The sequence below is a fragment of the Vagococcus fluvialis genome, from assembly GCF_003337315.1.
Lineage (GTDB): Bacteria > Bacillota > Bacilli > Lactobacillales > Vagococcaceae > Vagococcus > Vagococcus fluvialis.
Map to the genome: position 1 here is coordinate 1 of NZ_QPJV01000009.1, position 13240 is coordinate 13240.

13 protein-coding genes are annotated in these 13240 nt (G+C 31.8%); 10 read left to right on the forward strand and 3 right to left on the reverse strand.

The genetic code is table 11. The features are described 5' to 3' along the window. Window positions 1–199: 199 nt before the first annotated feature. The 3 genes from DFR54_RS09230 to DFR54_RS09240 all read right to left on the reverse strand — a co-directional run bounded on the left by DFR54_RS09230 (window position 200) and on the right by DFR54_RS09240 (window position 3287). Window positions 200–1147: an NADP-dependent oxidoreductase gene (locus tag DFR54_RS09230; protein WP_114289971.1), complete on the reverse strand. Its 948-nt coding sequence runs from the start codon at window positions 1145–1147 to the stop codon at window positions 200–202. A 92-nt stretch (window positions 1148–1239) separates the two neighbouring features. Further along, window positions 1240–2349 carry an alpha/beta hydrolase gene (locus tag DFR54_RS09235; RefSeq protein ID WP_114289972.1) on the reverse strand — a complete coding sequence of 370 codons (1110 nt, stop codon included), beginning with the start codon at window positions 2347–2349 and terminating at the stop codon, window positions 1240–1242. Window positions 2350–2369: 20 nt separating this feature from the next. Then, window positions 2370–3287, reverse strand: a complete 918-nt coding sequence (locus tag DFR54_RS09240) for an ROK family protein (RefSeq protein ID WP_114289973.1) — start codon at window positions 3285–3287, stop codon at window positions 2370–2372. A 127-nt stretch (window positions 3288–3414) separates the two neighbouring features. On the opposite strand from DFR54_RS09240, the gene DFR54_RS09245 reads away from it, so the two are divergent. The 10 genes from DFR54_RS09245 to DFR54_RS09290 all read left to right on the forward strand — a co-directional run bounded on the left by DFR54_RS09245 (window position 3415) and on the right by DFR54_RS09290 (window position 13237). After that, on the forward strand, window positions 3415–4515 hold the full coding sequence (locus DFR54_RS09245) for an AraC family transcriptional regulator (RefSeq protein ID WP_114289974.1): 1101 nt from the start codon (window positions 3415–3417) through the stop codon (window positions 4513–4515). 11 nt (window positions 4516–4526) lie between these two features. Further along, window positions 4527–5396, forward strand: a complete 870-nt coding sequence (locus DFR54_RS09250) for a helix-turn-helix domain-containing protein (RefSeq protein WP_114289975.1) — start codon at window positions 4527–4529, stop codon at window positions 5394–5396. A 128-nt stretch (window positions 5397–5524) separates the two neighbouring features. After that, the gene (locus DFR54_RS09255; protein WP_114289976.1) at window positions 5525–6358 is read left to right on the forward strand and encodes an alpha/beta hydrolase; all 834 of its coding nucleotides are present in this window, start codon (window positions 5525–5527) and stop codon (window positions 6356–6358) included. A 141-nt stretch (window positions 6359–6499) separates the two neighbouring features. Continuing rightward, a complete protein-coding gene (gene rpiB / locus DFR54_RS09260) occupies window positions 6500–6928 on the forward strand; it encodes a ribose 5-phosphate isomerase B (RefSeq protein ID WP_086342248.1) in 429 nt (142 codons plus the stop codon). Window positions 6929–7128: 200 nt separating this feature from the next. Beyond that, window positions 7129–7629: a GNAT family N-acetyltransferase gene (locus DFR54_RS09265; RefSeq protein WP_114289977.1), complete on the forward strand. Its 501-nt coding sequence runs from the start codon at window positions 7129–7131 to the stop codon at window positions 7627–7629. A gap of 60 nt (window positions 7630–7689) precedes the next feature. After that, window positions 7690–9087 (forward strand): YfcC family protein, encoded by a 1398-nt coding sequence (locus DFR54_RS09270; RefSeq protein WP_114289978.1) that lies wholly within the window; start codon window positions 7690–7692, stop codon window positions 9085–9087. A 22-nt stretch (window positions 9088–9109) separates the two neighbouring features. After that, window positions 9110–9748, forward strand: coding sequence for a class II aldolase/adducin family protein (locus tag DFR54_RS09275; RefSeq protein WP_086342251.1), 639 nt, complete (start codon window positions 9110–9112; stop codon window positions 9746–9748). 18 nt (window positions 9749–9766) lie between these two features. Beyond that, window positions 9767–10915, forward strand: a complete 1149-nt coding sequence (locus tag DFR54_RS09280) for an iron-containing alcohol dehydrogenase (protein WP_114289979.1) — start codon at window positions 9767–9769, stop codon at window positions 10913–10915. A gap of 81 nt (window positions 10916–10996) precedes the next feature. After that, complete coding sequence (mtnK, locus tag DFR54_RS09285; protein WP_114289980.1) at window positions 10997–12199, forward strand: S-methyl-5-thioribose kinase; 1203 nt, start codon at window positions 10997–10999, stop codon at window positions 12197–12199. Between the two features lie 3 nt (window positions 12200–12202). Continuing rightward, window positions 12203–13237, forward strand: a complete 1035-nt coding sequence (locus DFR54_RS09290) for a s-methyl-5-thioribose-1-phosphate isomerase (protein ID WP_086342254.1) — start codon at window positions 12203–12205, stop codon at window positions 13235–13237. Window positions 13238–13240 lie beyond the last annotated feature (3 nt).

Consider the following 13240-nt stretch of genomic DNA (forward strand, 5'->3'; position numbering starts at 1 on the left):
ACGGATGACCTCTATCTGCTTAATACAATTCTAAAACACAAAGTGATTTGAATATACATAGAATCAAAAAATGATTCTAATAATACTATACGAGGGAGGTGACTTGTTTTGTCACTTCCCTTTTTAGCAAACTAAACGGTGTCACAGAAGTAGCTTATTTCTTAAAGCTGAAGACTTCTGTCACAACCTCCTTTTAATGTTAATCCATTTTTAAAATAACTTTACCATTATTTTTCTTGGTTTCAATTAATTGATGGGCTTCTTTTATACCATCAAGACTAAAAGGTAAAACATGACCAATTTTTAATTCAAAACCATCTTGATTATAAAATATAGTTAAATCAGCCATAGCTTTTTTATCAGTCATATGTTCAGCTTTTTCCATGAAAAAAGCTTTAACATCAGGACGAGTAGCTAAATTAGGTAAGCTATTAAGACCAAGATAAGTTCCGTTTTGTTTAAGAAGAGCAAGGGCTAATACTTCACCGGAATTAAAAAGAGATGCGTTAATAACATAATCAGCACTTTGGCTATGATGAGTTACTTGTTCTTCATTTCGATAATCAAGAACAATATCTGCACCTAAATGTTTTAAGTAGTCCTCATTTTTTTTGCTTCCAACAGCAATAATTGTGATGTCTTTTCTGTTTGCTAGTTGCAAAATCAAACTACCAACATTTCCAGAAGCACCTACAATAGCTAACGTATCTTTTGGTTTGAAATCATAAAAGTATGGATCTAAAGTCCAGTAAGCAGTAGTTGCCACCATAGGAAAAGCCGCTGCTAAATCTAAAGGCATTGTTTCTGGAACTTTAAAAATCCGTTCCACAGAAGTTGCTACATATTCAGCATCAGCTCTACTGGGAACAATAGCCATTACTTTATCTCCAAGCTTAAAAGAAGTATCCAGATTTTTTAACTCCACAATCTCACCTTGAAACTCGTTCCCAAGAATACGAAAGTTTTTAGGGGCATTACTTTTAGTCATAGCTCCTTTTCTGATTGAAATATCAACTGGGTTAACACTAACTCTTTCAACTTTGATTAAAACATCTGTTTTTTCTGACAGATTGACATCAATTACTTGTTCTTCAAAGACATCAATTGTTCCATACTGATTAAAACCTAAAGCTAGACTTTTGACCATTGTTTATCCCTCCTGAATAGTAATCTTAATTTAAGAGTAACATGAAGTATGGAAATTATAAATACCTAGGTTATTTGTATTAGAGTTGTTTTTTATCTTCTATTTTTCTTAACAAAGTCACTTATATCAGTAACGCAATCCTCAGCTTGAGGATAATTACCAATGTGGTCAATATAAGCATGTCCCATTCCTTCGTATAAGGTAAACGTAGTATCAACACCCAAATCAATTAATTTTTTTGCATATGCTAAACTTTCTATAGTTAGGAAATCATGTTCACCTGATGTAATCATGGTGACTGGATTTTTTTCACTAACTGACACATAAGGGGATAAGTATTTAGTTAAGGTATCCTTAGTCCCTAATATATCAGAAAGTCCACTAGATAAACCGTTAAAAGCTTCAATTCCAGGTCGAATCACATTTTTTTGTTTTGGGTAAATAGCAATATCTTTATCAATATCAAACGTTGTATATTTATCTTTTAATCCACCCATATTTAAAGTTGGATAAAGTAAAATCTGCCCTGCAATATCGTCTCGTTCTTCTTCAATATTTCTATTACAACAATAAGTGGTTAGATTACCACCAGCACTGTCTCCTGCAACAAAAATGTTAGTTGGATCAGCCTTCCATTCGCTGACGTTATCAACCAACCAACGTAGGCCAGTATAACAATCAGTATGTCCAATTGGGAAAGGATTTTCAGGAGCTAAACGGTAATCAATACTAACAGCAATCATATTTGTTTGGCTGACAAATAATCTTAAAGCTTCTCTAATAACATCAGTACTACCAGCAAAAAAGCCTCCTCCGTGAATAAAATAAAGAACTGGAGAATTATCAAGTTGTTTTTGTAAAGAAAAACGTGTCATGGGGATATTAAAACCATCATCTGCCTTAATAGTAAATTGAAACTCCTCAATAGTCTCTTCAACAATCGGGGTATAATCAACACCATTAAACATTTTTCTCAAGCGTGAGATAGATTTAGGGCTCATATCCATTTTTAGTAAACTTTTAGGTAGAAATCTCATAATCAAACTGATTTTTTTAGAATTGTGATATAGTCTAGGATCCATAGCTCCTTTAATATCACAATCCGGAATAGGTTTAATAATAACGGGAACATCACGTCTGATTTCTGTGTATTGTTTTTCTCTAATAGTATGAACTAAATTAATATCATATTTTCTAGCCATGATGATTCCTCCATTATTTTTTATTTATTATCTAATTCTTCAAATAAATGATACAAAGCTCCTAATAATCCAGCTTCATTTCTAAAGTGGCAAGGAACGATTTCAACAGGAGTTAACATACTACCTAAAAGAGGCGAAGAATCTAATATTTTTTTATATTGCTTGTTTAATTCTTCAATTAAAATAGGTTGTTCGCTAATCCCACCACCAATAGCTACTCTTTCTAAATCAACAACAGATTGCATATTCATCATAATTATAACAACACTGTAGCAAAATTCTTCAAATAAAGGATAAATAATTTCGTTCTTTTTATTTAACTCTTCAAAAACAGTTTTTCCATCAAGTGGATTTTCTAATTTTAAAAGACGAGCTGCCTGATGAATAAAACTAACTGCAGAACCTTTCGAACCAGCTACAGTATTCATACCGATTGGAAATTCTGTAGAAAGTAACATAAAACTTAACTCAGCAGCTTGAAAATGACTACCTAAATGAAGAGAACCATTTAAAATAATTCCACCACCAACGCCAGTTCCTAAAGTCATAACCCCGGCATTAGTAATTCCTTTGAGTTCTCCTAACCATAATTCTGCAAGAGCTGCTGACTTGCCATCGTTCATGATACTGCAGGGTAAATTTGTATGGTTTTCAATAAATTCTTTTAATCTAAATTCATGTAAAAAAGTAAGAGCTCCACCATAATAAACAACACCTTCATATGAATCAATTTTACCAGGACAACTAACAGCAACTGCCCGAACTTGCTCAGTATACTCATTAAGAATAGAGCGTAATATGTCTTTAAAGGAGTTGATATCTTGAGGTGTTTTTTCTTTCTTTACAAAGATAATTTGCCCACTACGGCTAATTAATGCGTGTTTTATAAATGTTCCTCCAATATCAATACTTAAATAATGTTTTTTATTTTCTGTCATAATTAATCCTCCGTTAATTTGATGTATTATTTTAGTAACGCTTACATCTATATTGTAATCGCTTATTTTTAGCTTTAATAGTATTATTAGCTTATTACTAGTAATTTTATCTTAAAGGAGAAAAGAATTGGAAATATTTATTAATTTTATAAATCATTTATCAGAACTTAGTTTATTTTCATATCTTTTAGTCGATAAAGAGTCAGAGATTATTTATGGTGAAAAAAATTTAACAGATATTAAGCTAAAGGAAGAAGATATCAAACGTATCAAACAACAAAAAAGTTTAATTTATAATTATTATATCTCAGAACAAAAGTTATTATTATTAGTTTATAATATATCTACATTAAATGCTTTATTAATTCTATTTATTGATAATGAATTAACTAATTTTGTTTCATACAATGATCGACTGTTTAAAATTTCTGAGACGATACATTTGTATCAAACAAAAACTAAATTTCCTAAACAAGCGCTTCAAAGGATTAATCAAAATATTCTTTATTTGAAAGAAACGATTATTGAAAAAGAGCTGAGTCAGCAAATCGAACAACAAGTTTATCATCATGATTTTGAAAGTGAAGAGGCCATGTTTAAAGAGCTTGAAATGGGAAATGAGGAAGGTTTAAGAAAACATTTTTATACCTTTCAAAAGCATACTCAAACAGGAACGTTGTCTACAGAATCTGAGCTTAGAAGTCGCAAAAATATTTTAATTGTAACAGTTTCTATTTCAACAAGGTATGCTATAAAAGGCGGCGTACCTTACGAGCGAGCCTACACTCTAAGTGATAAATTGATTCAAGATATTGAAAGAAAAATAAAATTTAGTGAGATTGAACCACCAGAATTAGAAGTTATGATGTTATTTTGCAAAGAAGTAAATAAATATAAGTATATTAATTATTCTAAGAGCATTAAGAAAACTTGTGAGTTTATCCATCAAAATATTTATTCGCCATTAACTATTCCTATGGTTGCCAGTAGTACAAACTACTCTAAATCTCACTTGTCAAAGTTGTTTAAACAAGAAACAGGTATGACAATCAATGGGTATATTATGAAACAAAAAATTGAAGAAAGTAAAAGATTACTTGCCTTCAATCAATACGATTTAACAACTATTAGTTCATTACTACATTTTACAGATGTCAGTTACTTTATAAAAGTCTTTAAAAAATATGAGAGCCAAACACCAAAAGAGTTTTGCTTACAAAATAATTAAGGAGTAAAAATATGACACTTGAACATGAGTTTATTGAATATACCCATAAATTATTACCTATAAATTGGATTATTCATCGAGATGATCATTCTACAGCCACTATTTTACCTCATTGGCATACTTCCTTTGAGATATCCTATACTTACTCAGGAAGGATAGAGAACTATACAATTAATAACACAACCTATCAAACTGAAGCAGGAACAGTTTTATTAATAAACTCAGCAGAAGTTCATGGTGCTGTTTCTAGTTATTGTGTGGATTTAGAAGCTTTAACCATTCAAATTCCTTATGAAATCATGAATAAACTAATTCCTAATTTCGAATACATGCGTTTTACTAATTATCCTGATGGAAAAATAAAAGAGCTCAATGAGTTAAGAGAAGTATTAAGTCGTTTTTATCATTTAGTAAGAAGAGAAATACTTCCATTATCAGAAATTCAACTAATGAGTATAACCTATGAATTAATTTACCTAATTGCAAAAGATTGGATGCATGAAGAGACAACACCTATTAATTCAAATGTTTACCAAAGAAATTTAGGACAAATTAAACCAATTATTAATTATATCCAAACTAATTCAGCAGATGAATTATCTGTTACCAAAATAGCAAATTATTTTCATCTTTCAACCAATAGTTTAAGTAAATTATTTAAAAAAAGTTTAGGGATTAGTGTGATGAAGTATGTTCAACTTGTGAGAATTGACAAGGGTCAGAAACTGTTGTTAAACAGTGATAAGCCCATTCATGTTATATCTGATATAGTAGGTTTTCCCAATGAAAAATCATTTAGAAGAGTTTTTGAAGAAGTGTATCATCAAACGCCTAAAAAATATCAGTTAGATTATAAGGAACAAGAAAGCGGCAGAAAATAACCTTTTTTTAGATAGGTTCTGCCGTTTTTTTAATCTGAAAACGTGCTAATATTTTTTGTAATCGGTTTCGAATATATCGAGTGATAACACAAGATCTATAACAATTACAGGAAAAGAGGAAAAATAATATGGCTTTAGTACAAGTAAATTTTATTTCAAAAATGTTATCAAGAACAGTAACTTTCAATGCAATTATTCCCCTAGATAAAATCTCTTTTGGGGAAGAGGAAGTTGCTGAAGCAAAACCTTTAAAAACTCTTTATCTTCTACATGGGGCATTTGGTAATTATACTGATTATTTATCAGGAACAAGAATCCAACGATGGGCAGAAGAACACAATTTAGCCGTTATAATGCCGTCTGGAGAAAATCAGTTTTATGTTGATAAACCAAGTCGTGGTGAAAATTATGGGGCTTATGTAGCAGATGAATTAGTTGAATTTACTAGAAAAATGTTCCCACTATCTCATAAAAAAGAAGATACGTTTATCGCAGGATTATCAATGGGAGGCTACGGGGCACTAATTAATGGCTTAAAATATCATGAAACATTTAGTCATATTGGAGCATTTTCACCTGGACTAATGATTGATGATATTGCCTCTCGCTCCGAATTATTATCTGTAACAGGATGGAGTTTAGATTTTTATGAAAATGCATTTGGTGGAATAGATACGATTAAAAATAGTGATAAAGATTATTATTATTTAATAGACCAATTGATTGAAAACAAAAAAGAAATTCCGAAGATTTACTTACCAATCGGAACTGATGATTTTCTATTAGAAAGTGTACGTGGATTCAAATCTTTCGTTGATAAAAGAGAAGTTCCTCTAACCTATATTGAAGATGATGGTGGACATGAATGGGATTTCTGGGATAAATATGTAAAAAACTTTTTAGAGTGGTTACCTTTAGAAGAAAAAGGAAATTATTTAAATAGTGGTAACGTAGCAGAATAGATAGCAAAAGACTAGAAAACAGAAAAATTTTCTAGTCTTTTAATTTGTTACAAGTTGTAAGTTTTTTCACTTGTGTTATGCTTAGGAAAAAATAAACCTTGTTATAACTTTTGTTGTATAGGGACATAGGAGACTAATCAAATGAAAATAGCAATTGCAAATGATCATGGTGGTATTGAATTAAAGAAAACTTTAGTGACGTATTTTGAGGAGCAAGGTATTCCTTATACTGATTTTGGTGTCTCAACAAGTGATAGTGTCGATTATCCAGGATACGCTAAAACTGTTTGTAAAGAAGTGTTAGCAGATGATGATACATTAGGGATTCTTTGTTGTGGAACAGGAATCGGCATGTCAATTGCGGCTAATAAAGTTAAAGGGATTCGTGCAGCAGTCGTTGGAGATGTATTTTCCGCTCAAGCAACAAGAGAGCATAACCATAGCAATGTGTTATGCTTAGGAGAAAGAGTAACAGGGCCAGGATTAGCAGTTTTGATTACTGAAACATGGCTAAAAGCAACCCCGTTAGATGGCAGACATCAAAACAGAGTAGATCAGTTAGAGGATTAATGTGATAAATTATTTAGAAAAAACTACCTAATGTGACTTTAGGTAGTTTTTTTGTGTTTAAAAAACCATAAAACCACAATAAACAAAACGTTCAAACAGTTAAGAATAAAAGTAATTGTAAATTTTTGTGGTTTTTTGTTATTGTTTGTGGTATATTATGACTGTAAGCGTTTATACAATATTAAAAGGAAGGTTTGCAAATGTCAGCAGAAGTGAATATCAGATCTTTTAACACAGAAGATGTAAAGGAACTAAATAAGATACGAAGATCGGAAGGCGTTTTTGAAACTATACTTTCTTTAAAAGATGAAACAGTTGATCAAACTTATCATTATTTTACAGGTGAAAGAATTCATACTTTTATCGCTGAGAATAAAAGTAAGCATCAAATAATTGGTTATATTAAGTTAGTCATTGATGAAGAAAAAAGACGACGTCACAAAGCTAATATCAGTATTGCAATTCATAATGATTATCAAGGAAATGGCGTGGGGACTAAACTTTTTAATGAAGCAGTTGATTTAGCTGAAAATTGGTTGATGTTAAGAAAATTAGAATTAACTGTTTTAGAAACAAACAAGCATGGTATTGAGCTTTATAAAAAAATGGGATTTAAAGTGGAGGGGATTTCAAAGGAAGATACAGTTGTTAATGGCAGATATGAAGATGTAGTGTTTATGGGAATGATTTTTAATAGATAAGGCATTATTTATGTTCATTAGTAGTAACAGATAAAAAGTAAATTAAAAGGAGTAATTATAATGACGCAGAAAAAATGGTGGGAAAAGTTACCTCATACTTATGTAATTCTATTTTCAATGATTGTTTTAGCAGCAATATTAACTTGGATATTACCTGCAGGTCAATTTCAACGTGAGGTTGTAGAAGGATTGAATAATCCAGTAGTAATTCCTGGTTCTTATGAAAGGGTACCTCAACAAGGTGTGGGATTATTTGGTATTTTCTTAGCAATCCCGAAAGGAATGGTTGGCTCGGCTAGTATTATTTTCTTAATTCTACTTTCAACTGCTTCTTTTGGCATTATTAATAGTACAGGTGCTCTTGAGAATGGGATTGGGATGTTACTAAACAAAATTAATAACTCTAAAACACCAAAAGTAGCAGTTATTTGGCTAATCACTTTCCTATTTTCTTTATTAGGAATCATTGTAGGACCTGAGATTCAAATTCCGTTTACTTTAATAGGAGTTTCGATAGCGTTAGGTCTTGGATACGATTTAATTGTTGGTCTTGGAATGATTATGGGTGGTGGCTATGCCGGATTTAACTTCGGTCCAATTAACGCATCAATTTTAGGGACATCACAATCTATTGCTGGCTTACCGATCTTTTCAGGAATGGGATTCCGTTTGGTTGTTTGGTTTGTAATGACTTGTTTAGTTGCTTTAATTACAACTCTTTATGCAAACAAAATTAAGAAAAACCCAGAGAAAAGTTTAGTAAAAGATGTTGATACAGAAGGTTTAGGTTTCTCTAAATCTTTAGATGAATACAAAATGAATGGACGTCATAAAGTTGTTTTACTTGTTTTAATTGGAATGTTTGTTGCTATTATTTACGGTGCGAGCCAACTAGGTTGGTATTTAGATGAAATTTCAACAGTTTTTGTTATTGGTGGTTTGACAGCTGGTTACGTATATGGTTATAAAACTCAAGAAATTATTGATTTACTCATAAAAGGTGTCAGCTCAGCAGCTAGCATTGCTCTTATTTTAGGGATTGCTCGTGGAATCCAAATTGTTTTAGAGCAAGGGATGATTATGGATACAATTATTAACTCACTTTCTGCTCCTTTAACAAACTTAGGGCCAACAGTCGGAGCAATTGCTATTTCTATTATTACAGCGATTGTGCATTTCTTTATCCCATCAGGTAGTGGGCTTGCCGTATCAATTATGCCTGTACTTTCCCCCCTTGGAACAATTATGGGATTAACACAGCAAACAACAGTGCTAGCTTTCCAATTTGGAGCAACGATTCCAAACTATATTTTCCCAACTATTGGAGCAAGTATGGCAATGCTAGGTTTAGCTCGTGTTCCAATTGATCGCTGGTTAAGATTTGCAATTAAATTAACACTTATTATGTTTGCATTGAGCTGGGTATTCTTAGCTATAGCGGTGGCAATAGGCTACTAAAAAAATGTTGGAGGTTTCTTAAATGTCTAAATATATAGAAATGAAAAAGGAAGTACAGAGAATCGCAGTTAAATCTTACAATCAAGGGCTTGTAGCTGGCACAAGCGGTAATGTAAGCCTATATAATAGTGAAGAACAAGTAATGGCTATTACAGCAACTAATCTTGACTACGGTGTTATGACACCAGAAGATGTAGTGATTATGTCACTTGATGGAAATCAATTTGAAGGTGAGTTAAAACCTTCATCAGAATGGTTAATGCATGCAGAAGTCTATAAACAAAAGCCAGAGGTTAAGGCGGTTATCCATACTCACTCTCCTAGAGCAACTAGCTTTGCAGTTGTTCATGAAAGAATACCTTTAGTGCTAGTTGAAATGCTACCCTTTATTGGTGGTGATATTCCGTTAGCTAAATTTGCTCTACCAGCAACTGTTGAATTAGGTCTTTCTGCTGTAGAGGCACTTAAAGATAGAAATGCTTGTTTATTAGAAAATCACGGAGTTCTAGCAGTTGGAACAACTTTGGAACAAGCATATTTAAGAGCTGTATATGTAGAAGATGCAGCAACTATTTATCACTTTGCCAGACAAGTGGGACATCCTAAGTTAGTTCCTCATGATGCCGAGGAAACATTAAAAGTAAGATATAACTTAAAGTAAAGCAAGGGAGTTTTTTAGATGTATGAATTAATAATGCCACCTATTAATCGATTTGGAGAAAATTGTGTTTCAACAATCGGTTTATTAGCCGCTGAAATTAAACTGAAAAAGGCTTTAGTTGTAACAGATCATAACTTAGTCAAACTAGGTATAATAAATTCTGTTTTAAAATCTTTAGAGACAGAATCAATCACCTATTCTATTTTTGACGAAGTAAAACCAAATCCAACTAAAGAAAATGTTTTAAAAGGAATCGAAGTTTATCAAAATGATAAATGTGATTTTATTATTGGTATCGGTGGTGGTTCATCTAATGATTGCGCTAAAGCAATAGGGATGATGGTATCTAATGGTGGCATTTTAGAGGACTACATTGGGTTTAATAAAAGTAAAAATGAGTCACCTAAATTATTTATGGTGAATACCACAGCAGGGACTGCTAGTGAAATTTCTCGTTCTTTTTTAATCTCCGATGAAGCGAAACAAGAAAAGCTAATTTTTAAAGATATTCACACGTTACCTTATGCATCATTTAATGATCCAAATCTAATGGTTAATTTACCTCAGGCGATAACTGCAAGTACTGGTATGGATGCTTTAACCCATGCTATTGAAAGCTATATTTCTACAGGTAAATATCCTTTAACACAAAAAATGAGTTTAGCTTCAACTGAGTTTATTTTTACTTCGTTAGAAGAAGTTATAAAAGATCCGCAAAATATTATGCTCAGGGAACAAATGATTTATGCGCAAACTTTAGCCGGAATGTCATTTTGTAATAGTGGTTTGGGATTAGTTCATTGTATGGCTCATCAACTAGGTGGTGTCTATAATTTACCACATGGTTTGTGTAATGCAATCTTACTTCCTTTTGTGATGGAGTTTAATCAACAAGTAGCTAAGAGTGGTTTTTCTGAAATCGCTCACAAATTGTGGCCATTTGAAACAGAAGAAATGAGTATTGATGAAGCGAGTAGCTATCTTATTCAAAAGGTTAATGAATTGTCAGAAAAAATTGGTACAAAAGTATCTTTAAAGGGTTTAGGTGTTAAGGAGGAAGACATTCCTTTACTAGCAGATAAAACACTATTAGATGGTAATTTACCAAGAAATCCAATTCAACCTACAAAGCAAGAAGTCGAAGAATTATTTAGAGAAGCTTATTAAAAAAGACAGTACTCAAAAGTAAAGAAGCTTTTGAGTACTGTTTAAAGTAATGTGTAAAACAATTTCAAGGAGGAATTTCAAATGAGTAGCAAACTATCAAGAGAAATTATTGAAAAATTATCTAGGGAGCATACAAATTTATTTGATCAAAGTGAGGGACTTGAAGTAACCGAAGTAGGAGATGGAAATGTGAATTACATCTACCTAGTCAAAGGAAAAGAAAATTCAGTTATTGTAAAATTTGCAGATAGCTTTATTCGTAATTCAGATACAAGACAATTATCAACTAAAAGAAATGAAATTGAATACGATATTTTAAAAGAACAGTATGAATTATCAAATGGACAAGCACCAAAAGTTTATTATTATTCACCCGAATATAACTGTATTATTATGGAAAATTTAAGTGATTATGCTGTTCTTCGTGAGGGGATGGTTCAAAAAAATATTTATCCTCATTTAGGAACAGATATTGGGAAATTCCTTTACGACACACTTGTTAAAACAACGGATTTAGTTATGGATGTAGAAAAGAAAAAAGAAATGCAGAGTAAACTTGTTAATGTAGATATGTGTGAAATTAGTGAGCGTTTAGTTTTTACAGAGCCATACTTAAATAATCAAGGTTTAAATAATTTCCAAGAAGAAAATAAAGAGTTTGTTGCACGGGAACTCTATCAAGATAAGTTGTTACACTTAGAAATTGCTAAGTTAAAAAATCAATTTATGAATAAGAGTGAATCCATGATTCATGGAGATTTACATGGTGGCTCTATTTTTATTAATGAGCAAGATATTAAAGTTTTTGACCCAGAATTTGCTTTTTATGGTCCAATGGGATACGACATTGGAAATGTAGTCGGTAATTTAATCATTAGTTATGTGACTGCTGTCTTTACTCAAGATAAGGAAAACTATACAAATTGGTTAAATAATTCGATTGAAGAAACAATGATGAGTTTTATCAATACTTACAATACAAACTTTTTAAAAGATGTTAAAACACCAATGTTTAATACAGAAGAATTTAAAGAATACTATTTAACATCTATTTACAGTGATACTTTAGGATATGCTGCAACTGAGATGATTAGAAGAACAGTTGGAGTTGCAAAAGTTTGGGATTTGGAACGCAATAAAACACATGATCAAATGGCAAAAATTGAAAGAGTTATTATAAGAATAGGAAAAGTATTTATTAATAAGAGAGCTGAATTAGCTAAGGATAGAAGTTTTATGTTTATTGTTGAACAAGAAATTATTCGTGAAAAAGGGGATTTGTAACTAATGAGAATTGATCAAAATTTAGCTTTCATGTTGCAGTTTGAAAATGTGGCTTGGTTTGAAGATGGACAAGTCAAAATATTAGATCGTCGCATTTATCCTAGAGAAATTTCTTATGTGGTTTGTCAGAGTTATGAAGAAGTGATTAAAGCTATTCAAGATATGGTAACTCAGAGTGGAGGCCCATATTCTGCTGCAGGTATGGGGATGGTTTTAGCTTGTTTTGAAGCCCAAGATTTGTCTAAAGAAGAGATGATAAGTTGGATGGAAACTGCTGCTAAAAAAATAGCCAATGCTCGCCCAACAACATCAACTAGAATGAAAAAAATTGTAGATGATGCTGTAGCAATAATGAAAGAGTCAGTATGGTCAACAAATAAAGAATTGCTTGAAATCATGCAACAATACGCAATAGATGAAGCAACAGCTCGTTATAGTAGTGTTAAAGAAGTCGGATCAAGATTAGCTGATTTAATTCCAAAAGATGGTGTTGTTATGACGCAATGTTTTGCTGATGCTGTTATTGGTTTTATTATTGAAAGATTGAAAGAAACTGGCAATACAGGAGTTTCTTTTATTACACCAGAAACTAGACCTTTTTTACAAGGTGCTCGCTTAACAGCAAGTGTGATTCAAGATATGGGATTTGAAGTTCATGTAATTACCGATAATATGCCAGCATATATTATGAAAGAAAAGAAAGTTGATGTTGTAACGTCAGCTGCAGATATGATTACGATGGATGGCTATGTGGTTAATAAAGTCGGTACTATGAGCTTAGCTTTACTAGCAAATTATTATGGTATTCCTTATTACTGTACAGGGACACCGAATTTAAAACATGAAACAATTGAAACTGTAAAGATTGAAGAACGTGATCCAAGTGAAGTAATGGAATTATTAGGAACAAAAGTAACTATGGAAGGTGTTAAAGCATACTATCCAGCATTTGACATTACGCCACCAAGTTTAGTTAGTGGAGTTGTTACAAATAAAGGTGTCTATTCAGCTTTTGATTTAAAGAGTTACTTTAACTAAATG

Bases quoted from the DNA above. Each gene is read 5' to 3' on its own strand.
- rpiB (WP_086342248.1), top strand. From the start codon at position 6,500: ATGAAAATAGCAATTGCAAATGATCATGGTGGTATTGAATTAAAGAAA.
- DFR54_RS09265 (WP_114289977.1), top strand. From the start codon at position 7,129: ATGTCAGCAGAAGTGAATATCAGATCTTTTAACACAGAAGATGTAAAG.
- DFR54_RS09275 (WP_086342251.1), top strand. From the start codon at position 9,110: ATGTCTAAATATATAGAAATGAAAAAGGAAGTACAGAGAATCGCAGTT.
- DFR54_RS09250 (WP_114289975.1), top strand. From the start codon at position 4,527: ATGACACTTGAACATGAGTTTATTGAATATACCCATAAATTATTACCT.
- DFR54_RS09290 (WP_086342254.1), top strand. From the start codon at position 12,203: ATGAGAATTGATCAAAATTTAGCTTTCATGTTGCAGTTTGAAAATGTG.
- DFR54_RS09280 (WP_114289979.1), top strand. From the start codon at position 9,767: ATGTATGAATTAATAATGCCACCTATTAATCGATTTGGAGAAAATTGT.
- DFR54_RS09255 (WP_114289976.1), top strand. From the start codon at position 5,525: ATGGCTTTAGTACAAGTAAATTTTATTTCAAAAATGTTATCAAGAACA.
- DFR54_RS09230 (WP_114289971.1), bottom strand. From the start codon at position 1,147: ATGGTCAAAAGTCTAGCTTTAGGTTTTAATCAGTATGGAACAATTGAT.
- DFR54_RS09235 (WP_114289972.1), bottom strand. From the start codon at position 2,349: ATGGCTAGAAAATATGATATTAATTTAGTTCATACTATTAGAGAAAAA.
- mtnK (WP_114289980.1), top strand. From the start codon at position 10,997: ATGAGTAGCAAACTATCAAGAGAAATTATTGAAAAATTATCTAGGGAG.
- DFR54_RS09240 (WP_114289973.1), bottom strand. From the start codon at position 3,287: ATGACAGAAAATAAAAAACATTATTTAAGTATTGATATTGGAGGAACA.
- DFR54_RS09270 (WP_114289978.1), top strand. From the start codon at position 7,690: ATGACGCAGAAAAAATGGTGGGAAAAGTTACCTCATACTTATGTAATT.